The organism is Sphingopyxis sp. GW821-FHT02C12, assembly GCF_059421785.1.
The window spans coordinates 2,549,239-2,564,598 of the sequence record NZ_JBWKVQ010000001.1 but is presented as its reverse complement, the minus strand read 5'-3'; the positions used below and the strand labels follow the sequence as shown (position 1 = coordinate 2,564,598).

Annotated in this window: 15 protein-coding genes; 7 read left to right on the top strand and 8 right to left on the bottom strand. The window is 66.0% G+C overall.

The window, feature by feature from the left end; all coding sequences use genetic code 11:
- The first annotated feature begins 90 nt into the window (after positions 1–90).
- Entirely contained in the window at positions 91–2,448 is a 2,358-nt protein-coding gene (locus AC07U1_RS12295; protein WP_495176316.1) for a TonB-dependent receptor, read from the top strand.
- Between the two features lie 158 nt (positions 2,449–2,606).
- Here AC07U1_RS12295 and AC07U1_RS12290 read toward each other — a convergent pair whose 3' ends face one another.
- Entirely contained in the window at positions 2,607–3,275 is a 669-nt protein-coding gene (locus AC07U1_RS12290; RefSeq protein ID WP_262407984.1) for a DUF4197 domain-containing protein, read from the bottom strand.
- Between the two features lie 303 nt (positions 3,276–3,578).
- A complete protein-coding gene (locus tag AC07U1_RS12285; RefSeq protein WP_495176317.1) occupies positions 3,579–4,007 on the bottom strand; it encodes a hypothetical protein in 429 nt (142 codons plus the stop codon).
- Positions 4,008–4,169: 162 nt separating this feature from the next.
- Here AC07U1_RS12285 and AC07U1_RS12280 point away from each other — a divergent pair, with 162 nt between their 5' ends.
- A complete protein-coding gene (locus tag AC07U1_RS12280; protein ID WP_492739042.1) occupies positions 4,170–4,430 on the top strand; it encodes a hypothetical protein in 261 nt (86 codons plus the stop codon).
- A 42-nt stretch (positions 4,431–4,472) separates the two neighbouring features.
- Here the strand turns inward: AC07U1_RS12280 and AC07U1_RS12275 are convergent, their stop codons facing one another.
- Together AC07U1_RS12275 and AC07U1_RS12270 are read right to left on the bottom strand one after the other, a co-directional pair.
- Positions 4,473–6,260, bottom strand: coding sequence for a sensor domain-containing diguanylate cyclase (locus AC07U1_RS12275; protein WP_495197706.1), 1,788 nt, complete (start codon positions 6,258–6,260; stop codon positions 4,473–4,475).
- Between the two features lie 92 nt (positions 6,261–6,352).
- Complete coding sequence (locus tag AC07U1_RS12270; protein ID WP_495197705.1) at positions 6,353–6,961, bottom strand: TetR/AcrR family transcriptional regulator; 609 nt, start codon at positions 6,959–6,961, stop codon at positions 6,353–6,355.
- Between the two features lie 85 nt (positions 6,962–7,046).
- Here AC07U1_RS12270 and AC07U1_RS12265 point away from each other — a divergent pair, with 85 nt between their 5' ends.
- Positions 7,047–8,489 carry an 8'-apo-carotenoid 13,14-cleaving dioxygenase gene (locus AC07U1_RS12265; protein ID WP_495176320.1) on the top strand — a complete coding sequence of 481 codons (1,443 nt, stop codon included), beginning with the start codon at positions 7,047–7,049 and terminating at the stop codon, positions 8,487–8,489.
- Positions 8,490–8,589: 100 nt separating this feature from the next.
- Positions 8,590–8,919 carry a beta/gamma crystallin-related protein gene (locus AC07U1_RS12260; RefSeq protein ID WP_056348351.1) on the top strand — a complete coding sequence of 110 codons (330 nt, stop codon included), beginning with the start codon at positions 8,590–8,592 and terminating at the stop codon, positions 8,917–8,919.
- Here AC07U1_RS12260 and AC07U1_RS12255 read toward each other — a convergent pair.
- Positions 8,854–9,741, bottom strand: a complete 888-nt coding sequence (locus AC07U1_RS12255) for an NTP transferase domain-containing protein (protein WP_495176321.1) — start codon at positions 9,739–9,741, stop codon at positions 8,854–8,856. The genes AC07U1_RS12260 and AC07U1_RS12255 overlap by 66 nt on opposite strands.
- Complete coding sequence (locus AC07U1_RS12250) at positions 9,738–10,766, bottom strand: D-alanine--D-alanine ligase family protein (RefSeq protein ID WP_495176322.1); 1,029 nt, start codon at positions 10,764–10,766, stop codon at positions 9,738–9,740. Before AC07U1_RS12250 ends, AC07U1_RS12255 begins: the two co-directional genes overlap by 4 nt.
- Before the next feature lie 135 nt (positions 10,767–10,901).
- Between AC07U1_RS12250 and AC07U1_RS12245 the strand changes: the two genes are divergently transcribed.
- Together AC07U1_RS12245 and AC07U1_RS12240 are read left to right on the top strand one after the other, a co-directional pair.
- Positions 10,902–12,470: a hypothetical protein gene (locus AC07U1_RS12245; RefSeq protein WP_495176323.1), complete on the top strand. Its 1,569-nt coding sequence runs from the start codon at positions 10,902–10,904 to the stop codon at positions 12,468–12,470.
- Positions 12,471–12,703: 233 nt separating this feature from the next.
- On the top strand, positions 12,704–13,642 hold the full coding sequence (locus AC07U1_RS12240; protein ID WP_495176324.1) for a hypothetical protein: 939 nt from the start codon (positions 12,704–12,706) through the stop codon (positions 13,640–13,642).
- Between the two features lie 102 nt (positions 13,643–13,744).
- On the opposite strand, the gene rplL is transcribed toward AC07U1_RS12240, so the two are convergent.
- Positions 13,745–14,116: a 50S ribosomal protein L7/L12 gene (gene rplL, locus AC07U1_RS12235; RefSeq protein WP_056348362.1), complete on the bottom strand. Its 372-nt coding sequence runs from the start codon at positions 14,114–14,116 to the stop codon at positions 13,745–13,747.
- A gap of 58 nt (positions 14,117–14,174) precedes the next feature.
- A complete protein-coding gene (gene rplJ, locus AC07U1_RS12230; RefSeq protein ID WP_056348365.1) occupies positions 14,175–14,690 on the bottom strand; it encodes a 50S ribosomal protein L10 in 516 nt (171 codons plus the stop codon).
- Between the two features lie 442 nt (positions 14,691–15,132).
- Between rplJ and AC07U1_RS12225 the strand changes: the two genes are divergently transcribed.
- Positions 15,133–15,336 (top strand): hypothetical protein, encoded by a 204-nt coding sequence (locus tag AC07U1_RS12225; protein WP_156377715.1) that lies wholly within the window; start codon positions 15,133–15,135, stop codon positions 15,334–15,336.
- Positions 15,337–15,360 lie beyond the last annotated feature (24 nt).

Sequence of the window (15,360 nt, the reverse complement as noted above, 5' to 3'; positions counted from 1 at the left end):
CTATCTCACTTAGTGTGATAAGTGGGCCTCAATGTCTCGCGGACGAACAGACCGGCTCCAGCCGGTGGCGCGCGATGGAGGGAGAGAAAAATGAGAATGACGCACGGACTGTTTTTGCTGCTGACCAGCGCCAGCATCGCGATCGCCACCGGCGCCGCGGCACAGGAAGCGCCCGCCCCCGCCCCTGCCGACGCGGAGACGACGCAGGGCGGCATCGAGGATATCGTCGTCACCGCGCGCCGCACCAGTGAGGTCGCGCAGACGATTCCGATCGCGATCACCGCCTTTGGTGCGCAGCAACTGACCGACGCCAATGTCGAGGGCATCGCCGACATCGCCAAGCAAACCCCGAACTTCTTCGTCCAGACGTCGAGTGCCGACCCGACCGGCGTCCTCCTGACGATCCGCGGCCAGTCGCAGCAGGATTCGATCCTGACCATCGAATCGCCGATCGGCGTCTATGTCGACGGGGTGAACTACATCCGCTCGTCGAACCTCGAAACCGCGCTGTTCGACACCGAACGCGTCGAGGTGCTGCGCGGGCCGCAGGGCACGTTGTTTGGCAAGAACACCACCGGCGGCGCGATCAACATCACGACGCGCCAGCCCGACCTGTCGGGCGTCGGCGGCTATGTCCAGGCGAGCGGCGCGACCCACGACCGCTACGATATCGGCGCGGTGTTCAACCTGCCCGTCGTCACCGACAAGCTGGGTGTGCGCCTCGTCGGCCGCTGGCTCGACAACGGGTCGCTCGGGGTCAACGGCCTGAACCAAGGCATCGGCGGGCGCGAGCAGCTCGCCTTTCGCGCCAACACGCTGTTCACCCCCAACGATGCGGTCAGCTGGGCGATCTCGGCCGATTACACCCGCACCAAGGGCGACGGCCCGGTCAGCAAGCTCGCCTTCGTCAGCCCCTTCCCCAGCCCCGCCGCAGGCACCCCCAACCCCGCCCCGGCGCTGATCGACATCGCGATCAGCCAGGGCATCCTCAACCCGGCGCTGCTCGCCGATCCGGTCGCCAACGGCCCCGCGATCGGCGCCGCGCTGGCGCAGGCCCGCACGCTTTTCGCCGGTCTCGTCGACCGGCGCGGATTTTACGACAATGATGCAACGGGCGCGCAGGGCATTTATGCGCGCACCTATGGCGTCAGCTCGAACCTGGCGGTCGAGCTGACGCCAAATTTGTCCTTCCGCTCGATCTCGGCGGCGCGCTGGCTGAAACGCTGGCTCGACGTCGACCTCGACAGCTCGCCCTTCCCGCTGCTCGAGGCGAGCCTTTCCAGCCGCGCGAAAAATCTCAGCCAGGAATTCCAGTTCAGTGGCACTGTCGGCCAAAGCCTCGACTGGATCGTCGGCGCCTATTTCAACGAGGAAACCGGCCGCGACTTCTCGCGTGCCACCGCGCTCGGCACGATCAACGCGACCAATCCGAACATCACCGACGGCTTCGTCAAGAACAGCAGCTGGGCGGTGTTCGGCCAGTTCAACTATGACCTGACCGATGCCTTGCGCTTCACCGGCGGGCTGCGCTGGACCGAGGAAAGCAAGGAATTGCGCTCGTTCAACCGCTCGTCGGGCGGCGCGGTGTGCAACATCCCGCCGGCGCTGCAACTCGGCGGCACCTGTCAGGCGGTCTTCAAGGACGGCTTTTCGGATTACAGCTATCTCGCCAGCGTCGACTGGACGCTGCGGCCGGGCCTCTTGGTCTATGCCCGCACCGCGCGTAGCTTCAAGGGTGGCGGCCAGAATCTGCGCGGCACCGGCAGCGCCGACAGCTTCGCGGCCTTCGCCCCCGAAACCGTCACCGACTATGAAGTCGGGACAAAGGCCGACCTGTTCGACCGGCGGCTGCGCATCAACGCCGCGATCTTCCAGGCCAATTACAGCGACATCCAGCGCACGATCGTCCAAGCCTCGCCCGGCGGCGCGATCGTCAGCCTGGTCACCAACGCGGCGCGCGCGCGGATCCGCGGCGGCGAGCTCGAAGTCACCGCGATCCCGCTCGACGGGCTGACCCTGTCGGGCAGCGTCGGGGTCAACGACGCCAAATATCTCGACTTCACCGACGTCACCGGCGACCGCTCGAACGAACCCTTCCAATTCCCCAAATACAGCTACCGCCTCGGCGCCACCTACGCGGCGCCGCTCGATTTCGGCGAACTCAGGCTCAGCGTCGACTGGACCTGGCGCAGCGCGACCCAGCTCGTCGGTTCGGCGATCTACCGCGACAGCCTGCGCCAGCCCGCCTACGGCCTGCTCGGCGCCCGCGCGTCGGTGGATATCGAGAGCCTGAACAGCCAGATCGCGATCTTCGCGACCAACCTGACGGGCAAACGCTATGCGGTGTCGGCGGTGCAGTTCGACAACAGCCTGGGCTTCAACAGCCTCTACGCCGGCGAACCACGGGTGATCGGGGTGCAGTTGACGACGCGGTTCGGCGGCGAGTGAGCACGGCCGCCGCGGTCGCAACGCCGCTCCTATAAGCTTCGTCATTGCGAGCGAAGCGAAACAATCCAGAGCGGTTTACGCCGGTCTGGATTGCCGCGTCGCTTCGCTCCTCGCAATGACGAGACTTGAGTGGCAGCCCCCGCGCGCGCCGACCGACGTCAGAAAATCCCCTTCAACAAATTCGCCGGATTCTTCCGCAACGCCGCCTCTTCGCCCGCCATATATTGGAAAATGCCTTTCAGCGCCTGCTCGGTCACCGACTTGGTCAGCCCGTCATGCGTCAGCCCCGCCGACGCCAACAGCGAATTGCCCTTCGACAAATCGTCGAGTTGGCGAAAGGCGCCGACATTCTGCAGCGCCGATCCGACCAGCGGCGACACTTTGGTGAACAGCACGTCCCCGGCGCTGGTCTGCAGATAGCGCGTCGCGCCATCCTTCTTGGTCACCAGCGCGGGTGCGTCGGACCAGCGCAGGTCGTCGATCGCGGCACGAAAAACCGGCTTCGCCTCGCCCGCGGCCTTGCCGCCGGCGTCGTTCAGGCTTCTGGTCAAATTGGTCGTCAGGCCCAGCTTGTCGCCCATGCCGAACAGCTTCGACGCCATTTTTCCGCCCGCCCCCGGCAACAGGATGCGCACCGCCTTGTCGGCGTAAAAGGCCCCCGGCTGCGCCAGTTTGTCGAGCGCCCCGTCGGACGCGTTGCCGATCAGCGACTTCACACCGCCGTTCGGCGCCTTGGCCATGGCGAATGGCGTCACCGCGAGCGCCAGCATCCCGGCCGCCCCCGCAAACAGCGCCCGGCGCCGCATTTCCGTCTCGTCCCACTCCATGACGCACTCCTGCTCGGGCCTGCCCCGCCGCAATCGACGGGCCGGTTGTAGCAGCAAAGCCTAGGTCGCCATAGAGACAGTGAGGACCTCCGCCAGCGACCGGTTGCTGTCGTTCCATTCCCGTCATCCCGGGCTTGACCCGGGGCCTGCCTTGTCTTTGAACTGGCAGCGAAAGAAGAAAGGCGGGTCCCGGGTCAAGCCCGGGATGACGATGATGGAGGCGTCCTCTCTCCACCCCATATCCGTCGTTCGACGTCGATTGGATCGGAACGGCATAACCAACACAATTTCGGACCTTTCATGTCAGGTCGTCGATTTACACGCCATGGTGGTCCGGCTGTGCCCCACTCGCTTTTTGGGCGGCAGGTGCTTCACCATCCAGCCGCCGTCTTTTGATCGCACGAAAGACGCCTCGCACGCGAGCGTGTCCGGCGCTCGCTCGTTAAAGACCGACTTGTCTCCTCCATCCCGAAAGAGATCGAACGAGCAACGGTAACCCTTGGACTGCTCACCACAAATAAGGGACTGGATGTGCAAATCTGCGGCTTCGGGAGCCGTGCTTCCGGCATTATACCAGAGCGATGCAATCCAGTTGCCATTTCCAATCATCGCATTCCGCTGAAGATCATTCCAAATGGCAGCTCTAAGCCCGCCGGCTAGCGGTTCGGCGGGTGCGACTTGGGTCAAAGCCGCGAAGAGGGCGAGAGCTGACAACACGAACGGATAATACATTTGCGACGTCCGCTTTCTACCCCTTCTCGTCCGCGCGACTCCAAGCGGAGGCGATGACGGCAAACGACCGGTTGCGGACGATGGATTCCTGCTCCATTCAAACATGTAATGGGTATTGTTGCGAGAGCGTAGATGTTGCGAGACAAACAGAGAGCGGTCATCGTGGCCGCAATCCTTTCAGTCGCCGCCTCCCTCTCCATGCTGGTGAGCACTTTTGTGGCCCCGGAATTTCCCATTTGGCCCATTATGGCGTGCAATTGGCTGCTCTTCATGTCTGTAACTTGGCTCGTCGGCCACCAGGTGAGCTTATTCGGACAATGCAAAGGCATCGGTCGCGTCAACCGGAACATCTGGCGCGTGGTGATACTTGCCTTCTCCGGTTGTGGCTTCGTCGCGATAGCCAATGGCGCAACCATCATCTGAAATTACTGACGGCGCCCCACCCCAAAGCCGACCGCCCACCGCTCAAGCCGCCATGCGCAGCCGGTTCCGTCCTTCGCGCTTGGCGGTGTAGAGCGCGTCATCGGCGCGCTGGAGCAGTTCCTCGACGCCGGTCTCGCCGGCATAGACCGCGACGCCGATGCTGACCGTCGCCGGCGGACCGTCGTCGTCGGCGCGGCCGTTCAAGGCTTCGACCGCCTGCCGCACCCGCTCGGCGACCAGTTCGGCGGCCTGCGCACTCGACCGTTGCAGCACGCAGACGAATTCCTCGCCGCCATAACGGCCGACCATATCCTCTTCGCGTAGCGACGCCTTGGCGCGCTGCGCGACGCGGCGGATCACCGCGTCGCCGACGCCATGGCCGTGGATGTCGTTGATCCGCTTGAAATGGTCGATGTCGAAGATCGCGACCGCCAGCGGCGCACCATTTTCGCGCGCGCCGACCAGCGCGCGTTCGAGGAAGGCGAGCGTGTGGCGGCGGTTCGGCAATCCGGTCAGCGCATCGGTGTTCGCCGCGGCCTCGGCATCGTTTCGCGCCGCTTCAAGCATGCGGGCGTTCTCGACGGTCTCGGTCACATCCTGGATCGTGCCGAAGATGCCGACCGGCTTGCCGCCGCGGCTCATTTCGATCGAGCCGTGCGACACGATGTCGCGCACCTCGTCGTCGGGGCGGATGATCTGGCCATGGAATGCGAAGGATGTGCCGTCGGCGACCGCCTTTTCCAGCGTCGCGCGCATCCGGTCGCCGTCCCCGGGCATATAACGGTCGAGGCTGCCCTGAACCGTCATCGGCGTGTCGGGTTCCAGCCCGTGGATGCGATAGGCCTGATCCGACCATTGGATCGTCCAGCGGACAAGGTCGACGCGCCAATGGCCGACGAGCGCCGCCGCCTCGGCCTGGAGCAGCCAGCGGTTGCTCTGCTCGAGCCGTTTCGCCAGCCGTTGCCGCACGACGAGCAGCGCCGCGAGCGGCAGCGCGGTGAACAACAGCGTCAGCAGATAGAATTGCAGAAACAGGACGATCGTCGTCGGCGCGGCGTCCATATTGGCGATCGGGCCGAGCCCGTGCCCGGTCATCCATGATGCGATGATCGTGACGATCAGCACGCTGGCCGCGGCGCCGAACGGGCCGAGACGATAGGAGGCCGCGACCACCGCGACGCACGGCAGGAAGGTGACCGGAAATTCGGCCTGCGAAAAACAGACGGTGGTGATCGCCGCCGCCGCGGTCAGGATCGCGGTCGCCTCGACGGTCCCGGCGCGATTGCTGTTGCCGAGCGCGCCCGCTCCGGCAAGCCGCGCGAGCATGACGATCGGCGGGGTGACGATCAGCATTCCCAGCCCGACGGTGGTCAGCCACGACCGGAAAAAATCGAAACCGCCACCGGTCAGCAAGGTCGCGATACCGGCGCTGGCGCAACTGGCGGTCAGCGCCGCGATACAGAAATTGCCGACCGAGCGCGGCACCATGAACGACAATATGCCGCGCTCGCGGCGATTGATCATCCACAGCGCGACACTACCCTCGACGGCATTGGCCAAGGTGAAGGCGGCCGACAGCGACAGCGGGGCGCCGCCAAGCATATTGGCGCTGACGCTGGCGCCCGCCATGCCGACAAGGGCGCCGATCCGCGCGCCGGCCGGCGCCAGCAACAGCATCGCGAGCAGATAGCCCGACGGCGGCCACACAGCGGCGATATTATCAGCGCCCTTGGTCGCGGCGAGCGACAGGCTGGCGAGCAGGAAATAGCCCAGCGCCGTCAAAAGCGACCAGAACAGCGTCTCGACCTTGGGGGACATCGACCGCGTCATGCGACAAGACTGATCGAAATTGGCAAAGAAATCGATAACATAAGCGCCGCCGCCCTGGATTTGCGACGAAATGCGGGTCGCGGCGCCGGCGGTCAGGCCACCCCGCCGAAGGTCAGCCCGACGACCTGTTCGACCATCGCCTCGTCCCAGTCGATGCGGCGGTCGAGGATCAGCATCGCCAGGCCATGGACCAGCGCCCAGGCGTGCAGCGCGGCAACATCGGGGTCCTTCACCCCCGGCAGCGCCTCGCCAACCCCGGCACGGAGCAGGTTGTACGCCACTTCGCCGCCGTCTTCTTCGCCATCCTTGCGGTCGGGCATCTGGCGCGTGAAACTCAGGCGGAACAGCGCCGGCTCGTCGTGCGCGAACCGCACATAGGTGGCGCCGGTCGCCTTGAAGCCCGCGACCCCGCCGCCCGCCTTCAGCCACGCCTGCGCCTGCAGCGCGCCGAGCCGCCGCAATCCCTCACCCGCGAGCGCGTCGAGCAGCGCCTCCTTGTCGGGGAAATGGCGGTAAAGCGCGGTCGCGCTGACCCCGACATCGCGCGCCAGCGCGCGCAGCCCCAGTTCGCCGTCGTCGCCGGCTTCCAGCCGCTTGAGCCCCGCCGCGATCACCGCCGCGCGCAGGTCGCCATGATGATAGGTGCCCGCCGCTTTCGCGCCGTCGCTTTTTATGTTGACACTGTTATCTTTGTTCGCCATCATGTTGTCACTGTAAACATATCGAGTCGCCCACGCAACCCCACGCTGCGCGGCACCTTCGCCAACTTCCGTACGGAGCTTCATCATGGCCAGCAACGTCGAAACCATCATCCGCGGTGCCGTCACCAAAACCATCGGCAAGGTCGCCGATTTCAACCGCAAGCGCCTCCCCCGCCCCACCGACGCGCATCCCTTCCTGACCGGCATCCACCAACCGATGACCGAGGAATTCACGCTGCAGGAACTGCGCGTCGACGGCGAAATCCCGGCCGCCCTGACCGGCCGCTACCTGCGCAACGGTCCCAACCCGGCGATCGCCCCCGATCCCGCCAGCTATCACTGGTTCACCGGCGCCGGCATGGTCCATGGTATCCGCATCGCGAACGGCAAGGCCGACTGGTATCGCAACCGCTGGGTCCGCGGCAGCGAGGCCTGCGAAGCCCTCGGCGAAGATCTGCCCCCCGGCCCGCGCGAAGGGCGCAACGATGCCCCCAACACCAACGTCGTCGGCCTCGCGGGCCGCACCTTCGCGATCGTCGAGGCGGGCGGAAAGCCGGTCGAACTGGGTTACGAATTGAACACGATCGCTCACAACCCGTTCGACGGCAGCCTCGCCGGCGCCTTTACTGCACACCCGCACCACGACCCCTTCACCGACGAAATGCACGCGATCACCTATCGCGGCGACGAGCCGAACAAGGTCTGGCACGTCGTGCTCGACAAGGATGCGCAGGTCGTCCGCGAACTGGCGATCCCGGTGAGCGACGGTCCGTCAATCCACGATTGCGCGATCACCGAAAATTATGTGCTGGTGCTCGACCTGCCGGTGACCTTCTCGATGAAGATGCTGCTGGCGGGCTACCGCTTCCCCTATGCGTGGAACGACGCGCACCAGGCGCGGGTCGGCCTCCTCCCCAGAAAGGGCGGCGCCGACGACATCGTCTGGGTTCCGGTCGAGCCTTGCTATGTCTTCCACCCCGCCAACGCCTTCGAGACGGCGGACGGCAAGGTGATCGTCGACGTCGTCGCCCACGAAACGATGTTCGCAAGCTCGAAGCGCGGCCCCGACAGCGAAAAATCGCGCATGGAACGCTGGACGATCGATCCCGCGGCCGGCACCACGACCCGCACCGTGATCCACGATCATGCGCAGGAATTCCCACGCTACGACGAGCGGCTGACGACCCGGCCCTATCGCTACGCCTACAGCGTCGCCATCCCCGACGCGCAATCGGCCGAGTGGGCGCTCGCCGAAACGCGGCTTTTCCGCCACGACCTCGATGCCGGCACCACGACGGCGCACGACTTCGGCCCCGGCCGCCACCCCGGCGAATTCGTCTTTGTTCCGCGCAGCGAAGATGGCGCCGAAGACGACGGCTGGCTGATCGGGCTGGTCGTCGACATGAACGACGAGACCACCGACCTCGTCATCCTCAACGCCGACGATTTCACCGGCGCGCCGCAGGCGGTGATCCACCTGCCGCACCGCGTCCCGCCGGGGTTCCACGGCAATTGGGTCGCCGACTGACGCCCAAAGCACTGAAACGGGACAATTTCGAGACCGGCGTCACCCAGTTGACGCCGGTCCCTTTTTTCCGCCATGAGGGGCACCATAAAGGAGATTCCGCATGGCCCGTTTCACCCGCCTCGCAGCCGTCGCTGTCGGCCTCACTCTGCTGGCAAGCCCGCTTGCGGCACAGGATAAGTCCAAGACGATCGAAGGCACGTTGACCCTGTTCGAAGGCCAGAAGTTCGACGGCGATTCCTATCGCCTCGAAAAGGACGAACCGTCGCTGCAGCACGACTTCCTCGTCGGCAGCATCGCGGTCTATCCCGGCGAAACCTGGGAATTGTGCGACAAGCCCAAGTTCAAGGGCAATTGCCTGACCGTGTCAGCCAACGAGACCGGCATCGGCAAGGCGATGATCAAGTCGGCCCGCGTGATCAAGGCCAAGTAATAAGTCCGCGTCCGGCCGCTGCGGCGGCCGGCGCCTTTCCATGATCGCCTCGGTCGCGCGCAGCGACCGTTCGTTGTCGACGTCGACCGCGGTAGCGCCGTCGCGCACGAGCAGGGCCGCGACATCGACCTTCAGGTGCCGCGAGATGCGGCCGAAGATATGATGGATCGGGCCGAGCCCGAAGCGGAAACGCAGCAGGTTGACCAGCCCGAATGCCTGCATCACCCGAACCGGTTTCTTGACGAACTGCCCGCCGCCGCGAAATGCCTCGGCGGCTTTCAGCGCTCTGCGATGGCCGATCCAATAGGCGTTGCAGTTCGACACCGCGACGTCCGAAAATTCGTAAAAGCGCCGCTGGCCCTCAGGATGCGCCGCCAGCACATCCTCACGCCGCGCCAGCGCCACCCCCGCCTCGGCACCGAGGCGCGCCGCTTCGGCGCTGATTTCGGCGATCGTCGCAGGGGTCAGCAGGCAATTGTCGGCGGTCGTAACGAGCAGCGGGAAATCCGCCTGTTCGGCAACAGCGAGTACGGAATCCGCCAGATTGTCGGAAGCGGGCACGAACACAAGGCGATCGCCGAGGCTGTCGACGACGATATCGCCGAGATCGTCGGCCAGTCCTTCGTGATGGCTCGACACGAAGATGCGCGCCGCGTCGGTCGCAGCGGCGCTGACGAGCACATGTGCGACCATCGGACGGCCTACAACGGGCACCAGGCATTTGTCGGCGACGCCATGCGCCTCGGCGAGGGCGTCGACCGCGCCGGGCCGCCGCCCCGCGAGGATGAGGATAGAACCGAGGCCCGTTTGCTGTCCGCTCATGCCGCGTCCCTCCGCGCCGCCGCCGGCGCCAACTGGCGGAGCATGCTTTCGGCGACGATCGTCTCGATCAGGTCGGCCTGGGTAAATCCGGCAGCGACGGCGGCGCGGCCGAAGACTTTTTCGGACCAGAGATTGCAGTTGAGGTTCACCTCGAGCAGCCGCACCTCGCCGGTCGCGAAGTCGACGCGGAACTCGAAACGCCCGAAATCGAACGGGCGGAAAACCTCCGCCATCTGCGCGGTCATCGCCGCGATGCGCGCACCGATTTCGGGTTCGTCGAACAGTTTGAGGCTATATTTGGCGCTGCGGTCGACCAGGTCGCGCTTTTCCTGATAGGTGCGCAGGTGCGTCGGATCGGCCTGTTCGAAGATCATCATCGGCAGCATCGCGGGTTCGCCGCCCTGCGTGATCACCGGCACCTCGACATCGCTACCGACGATGAAGGGTTCGACGATCGCGTCATGGTCGAGCGCATGGATCTCGGCGACCGCCTGCGCGAGTTCGATGCGATCGTGCGCGTCGCGAATGCCCCATGACGCCGAGCTGTTGTTCGGCTTGATCACCCAGCGCGAGGCGGGCGGGCAGCGCGACACGTCGACCGGCGCGCCGCGGCGGAACAGGGCCCAGGGCGCGGTCGGCACGCCGCGGGCGGCGGCCTCCAGCTTGGTCAGATGCTTGTCGTCGGAGAGTCCGCGCACGATCGGCGAGGCGCCGACATAGGGCAGGCCCATGCGGTTGCAGAGCAGGGGCAGCAGCATTTCCGAATTGAAGAAGCCACCCCGGTTGAGCAGCGGAAAGACGAAATCGGCATCGGGTCTGTCGAACAGCGCCGCATAGCTGTCAGCAATGACAAGCGGGACACCAAGCCCTTCCAATATCTCGCGAATCTCGCGGTGATAGAGGGCGTGGTTGCCGTCCTCGGGGTGCAAGGCGCCGGTCCAGCGCGCATGTTTGGCGATGAAGAGCAGCCGCTGTTGGCGGATGGCGTCGGGTAGCCGCGTGGGCTGAAGAGAGGTGGTTCGCATAAGGCGGTTCGACCACACGGAGGTTGCAGCGGCATGACCTTTCGGTGACGGCGCTGAAACCAAAACGCCAAATCTCTGTCATGTTGGGGCGGTAGACATCGGTCTTGCCCTCCCCTTGCCAGGACCGCGCTCCAAATGTTGCTCAACGCGATTCCCGCCGACGAACCCCGCCTTCCGCCCGCCAAACGCTACGCGGCGCGGCTGGCGACCGCCCTCACCAGCGGCGGCGATGCGCGGATCCGTCCCGACGCCGACGGCCGCAACCAATATCATGCCAGCGTGCTGCCGTCGGACGCACTCGCCTATGGCTCGTCGACGATCAGCAGCATCTCGGACCACGCCTTTCATACCCTGCTCGATCGCTGGCATCACGGGCTCGACCGCCCCGTCGCCGCGGGCGATTATGCCGAGGCCCTGGCGATCCTGCGCTTCAAGCTGGTCGAAGCCTTTGGGACGCCGGACACCGCGGTGGTGTTCGCCGCGTCGGGCACCGACCTCGAATATGCGGGGCTTGCCGCGGCCCATGACGGGCGACCGCTCACCGCGATCCTGCTCGGGCGCGACGAAGTCGGCAGCGGCTGCGTCCACAGCGCCGCGGGGCGCTTTTTCGCCGACGAGACCGCGACCGGCGCGCGGGTCGTCGCGCAATCGGCGATTGATCCCGCCTTTGCCGGCACCGAACTGGTCGATGTTCCGGTGCGCGACGCCGCCGGACGACCGCGCGCGTCGAGCACCGTCGCCGACGACCTCGCCGCCGCTGCGCAGCGAGCGATCGCAAACGACCGCCGTCCGGTCGTCCATGTCGTCCACGGGTCGAAATCGGGACTGACCCTGCCGGTCCTCGCCGATGTCGAACGGATCGTCGCGGCCTTCGGCGACGCAGTGACGATCGTCGTCGACGCGTGCCAGCTGCGCGTCGCGCCTACGACGATCCGCCGTTACCTCGCGCTCGGTTGCGTCGTGTTGATGACCGGATCGAAATTCGCCGGCGGGCCGCCGTTCAGCGGCTTCGCCCTGATCCCCGACGCGGTGCGGGCCAGAGCCATGCCGCTTCCCGACGGTTATCGCCGCGTCGCCACGCGCGCCGAATGGCCGGCGGACTGGCCGGGGGCCGATCGTTTGCCGGCGTCGGGCAATTTCGGCCTGCTCCTTCGCCTCCAGGCGGCGATGATCGAGATCGAGCGTTTTGCCGCACTGCCCGCGCCGCAGGTCGATCATATCGCCGCGCGCTTCGGCCATCATGTCGGCCGGATGGTCGCGCGGCTCGAACTACGCGACGTACTGGACAGCGACGGCAAAAACAGGACCGCGCCCTGCCTCGCCGCCGCGACCCTGCGCACGCTCGACCTCTCCGCGCCCTGCCTCGCCGCCGCGACCCTGCGCACGCTCGACCTCTCCGCGCGCTGGGCGGCCTGCGATTTCGATCAGGCGCGGGCAATCCATCGCCATATCGCGCGCCAATCGCGCCAATGGCTGGGTCGCGAAATCCGCCTGGGCCAGCCGGTGCGCACGCATAGTCTGGCCGATGGCCGCGCCGCGGGGACGCTGCGGCTTTCGCTGTCGATGCCGATGATGGTCGCGATGGCGACACTCGACGATGCGGCGCTCGACACCCGGTTCGACCGTGACATGGGGCTGATCGGCGCAGCGATTTCCGCCGCGGCGGCGGCAATGGATTCGTCGCGCCCGCCCCAACACGCCTGACCGCGATTCCGACGCCGCAAGGCGCCGAAACGAGTCGAAATCATCGCCGCGCCGTCCGGCTGCCACGGTTCATCGTGAAAATCGCCGCCATTCGGCAGCATTTTTTGCGTGCCGTTCGTTGGCCCTTCACTATGACGAAGAACATTCCCCTCTCCCGCCCCGCCACGTGCGCGATTGCCGCGTTCCTGGTTCTGTCCAGCCCCAGCGCTTTCGCGCAGGAAACCACCGCACCCGTGGCCGAGCCGGTCGCCCCGCCGGTGATGGTGCCGCCGGTCGCGCCGACGACGGCTCCGGCGCCGGCAATGAGCGCCCCGGTCGCCGCACCGGCGCAGCCCGCGCCGGTGATCCGCGTTCCCGTCGATATCGAACCCGCTGCCGCTCCGGTCGCCAAGGCGACCCCGCGCGCCGCGCCCAAGGCCGCCGCGCGTCCGACACCAACGGCACGCACCGCCGCGCCCGAACCGGTTGCAGTTGCGCCCGTCGCGGCTGTCTCAAGTGCAGCCATTCCCGCCGAAGCCGCGGCCAGCACCTTGCCCGCGGAAAACCTGACCCCGGTTGCGCCGGTGGTCGATCCGGTTCCGACGCCGGTCGCCGATGCGGCCCCCGCCACTGACGGCTTCCCGTGGGAGCTGGCCGGTGGGGCTGCCGCGCTGCTGATCGTCGGCGGTGCCGCGCTGGCCTTCAGCCGCCGTCGCCGGACGCGCGAGGCTTGGGCCGAATCGACGGTCGAATATGCCGATGTTCCGGTCGTCGCACCCATCGCCCCGGCGGTGGCTCGTGGCCCCGTGACCACCCCTGCGGCGCCCGCCTATGCGCTGCGCGACGAACAGGTCATCGCGCCCCCCCCGCCAGCCCAGCGCTCGACGCCGGCCTTCGCCGCCGCACCGAGCGGCAGCATGGGACGCCACGAGGCGCTGGCAATGGTCGGACCGACCGCCGACAACCCGTTCCTGACGCTCAAGAAGCGCCTGAAGCGCGCGCGCTTCCATGACCGCAAGGAGCGGATGGAATATGACGGGCTGATGGATCAGCCGCAGGTCGCGCGCCAGCCGGTCAGTGCATGGGAAATCGCCAACCGTCCCGAGCCCGCGCTTGCCAAGCAGACGACGCGCCGCCCCGATCAGGCGCCGCTCTTTCCCGGCCGGCTTCGTCCCGGATACGCCGGCAGCTAGTTAACTGCCTGCGATATCCGGAAACAGAAAAGGGCGGCGCCTCGCGGCACCGCCCTTTTCCTATTCCAACCCGCGCCCCGACGAAGGGGCCCGGACAAGAGCTTACTTCAGTTCGACGGTACCGCCGGCAGCGAGAATCTTCGCCTTCAGCTCTTCGGCTTCCGCCTTGTTCACGCCTTCCTTGATCGGCTTCGGCGCACCTTCGACGAGCGCCTTGGCTTCGCCAAGACCCAGGCCGGTGATCGCGCGGACTTCCTTGATGACGTTGATCTTGTTGCCGCCGTCACCGGTCAGGATGACGTCGAATTCGGTCTGCTCTTCAGCAGCCGGACCAGCAGCGGCAGCGGCCGGAGCGGCAGCAACAGCAGCGGCAGCCGAAACGCCCCACTTTTCTTCGAGCAGCTTCGACAGGTCAGCCGCTTCGAGGACGGTCAGGGTCGACAGTTCTTCAACGATCTTTGCAAGATCAGCCATGTTCATTCTCCATCAGAGCCGGGATGTCCCGGCAGTAGTTCAAGGGGTTAGTTCGAAATCACGCTGCTTCTTTGGCGGCATATGCGCCAAAAACCCGCGCCAGCTGGCCCGCCGGGGCTGCGGCAATCTGCGCAACCTTGGTGGCCGGAGCCTGCACCAGACCGATGATCTTGGCGCGCAGCTCGTCGAGCGAGGGAAGCGAAGCAAGCGCTTTGACGCCATCGACGTCGAGCACCACGTCACCCATGCCGCCGCCAACGATCTCAAGCTTGTCGTTGGTCTTGGCAAACTCCACCGCGATCTTCGCAGCCGACACCGGATCGGTGGAGGTTGCGAGCGCCGTGGGACCGGTCAGCAGTTCGCCGATGCCGGTGTAGGACGTGCCGTCGAGCGCGATTTTGGCAAGACGGTTCTTCGTGACGCGAAAGTCGGCCCCGGCATCACGCATCTGCTGGCGCAGCACCGTCGACTGAGCGACGGTCAGACCCAGGTTGCGGACGACCACAACCGAGGCAGCTGACGACAGCGTAGCGTTCAGCGAGGATACGGCTTCGGCCTTTTCCGTACGATCCATGCCTATACTCCACTCTGTGCCCGGTACCGCGCGCAAGCACGCGCCGCCGGGCGGCTAAAACACGCAAAGGCGGCAGCGAGCCAAAGCTCGCCTGTCCTTTGCGCAACGATGTCCGATGGGGTCGGTCAAGCCGCGTCACCTGAAACCAGGCGGGCGACCGATAAAGACTGTTCCCCGTCTCGGCTGGAAATTAAGAAGGGCATATTCCCCTCACCAACTGTCTCGGACGGAATCGCCGCTGCCGGAGCAGCGACAATGTGCGGTGGCCAATAGCGCCGACGCCGGGGAAGTCAAGGTGCGATGCGCCGCCCGGTCGGCGCCGTTCCCCGACCGGGACGGCAAGAGAGCAGCCAACCCCAAGACAAGCCTCCTTTAATCTGATAAGTTGTCACAACTTGATGTCACTCCCCCCGTGCATCTTCCATGTCGACAGGAGGGATCATTGGGTTTTTCGGACATGTTCGGCGGTCGACGCGCGGCACAAAAGCTCGCCGACGACCTCGACGCATTGCAACAGATGAAGCTGAAACACGGGGACAACACGCGCCCCGAACTGGAACGGCGCGCCGCCGATCGCGGCCTGAACGGCCGGGACCGACGCCACTGGCAACGCCTGCTGGCACTGGCCCGGGAAGAAGGCCTTTGACGCATCGCGGCGCATCGGTTCACA

Excerpts from the sequence above, each read along its gene's own strand:
- AC07U1_RS12295 (WP_495176316.1), top strand. The coding sequence starts at position 91 with ATGAGAATGACGCACGGACTGTTTTTGCTGCTGACCAGCGCCAGCATC.
- AC07U1_RS12290 (WP_262407984.1), bottom strand. The coding sequence starts at position 3,275 with ATGGAGTGGGACGAGACGGAAATGCGGCGCCGGGCGCTGTTTGCGGGG.
- AC07U1_RS12285 (WP_495176317.1), bottom strand. The coding sequence starts at position 4,007 with ATGTATTATCCGTTCGTGTTGTCAGCTCTCGCCCTCTTCGCGGCTTTG.
- AC07U1_RS12275 (WP_495197706.1), bottom strand. The coding sequence starts at position 6,260 with ATGACGCGGTCGATGTCCCCCAAGGTCGAGACGCTGTTCTGGTCGCTT.
- AC07U1_RS12270 (WP_495197705.1), bottom strand. The coding sequence starts at position 6,961 with ATGGCGAACAAAGATAACAGTGTCAACATAAAAAGCGACGGCGCGAAA.
- AC07U1_RS12265 (WP_495176320.1), top strand. The coding sequence starts at position 7,047 with ATGGCCAGCAACGTCGAAACCATCATCCGCGGTGCCGTCACCAAAACC.
- AC07U1_RS12260 (WP_056348351.1), top strand. The coding sequence starts at position 8,590 with ATGGCCCGTTTCACCCGCCTCGCAGCCGTCGCTGTCGGCCTCACTCTG.
- AC07U1_RS12255 (WP_495176321.1), bottom strand. The coding sequence starts at position 9,741 with ATGAGCGGACAGCAAACGGGCCTCGGTTCTATCCTCATCCTCGCGGGG.
- AC07U1_RS12250 (WP_495176322.1), bottom strand. The coding sequence starts at position 10,766 with ATGCGAACCACCTCTCTTCAGCCCACGCGGCTACCCGACGCCATCCGC.
- AC07U1_RS12245 (WP_495176323.1), top strand. The coding sequence starts at position 10,902 with ATGTTGCTCAACGCGATTCCCGCCGACGAACCCCGCCTTCCGCCCGCC.
- rplL (WP_056348362.1), bottom strand. The coding sequence starts at position 14,116 with ATGGCTGATCTTGCAAAGATCGTTGAAGAACTGTCGACCCTGACCGTC.
- rplJ (WP_056348365.1), bottom strand. The coding sequence starts at position 14,690 with ATGGATCGTACGGAAAAGGCCGAAGCCGTATCCTCGCTGAACGCTACG.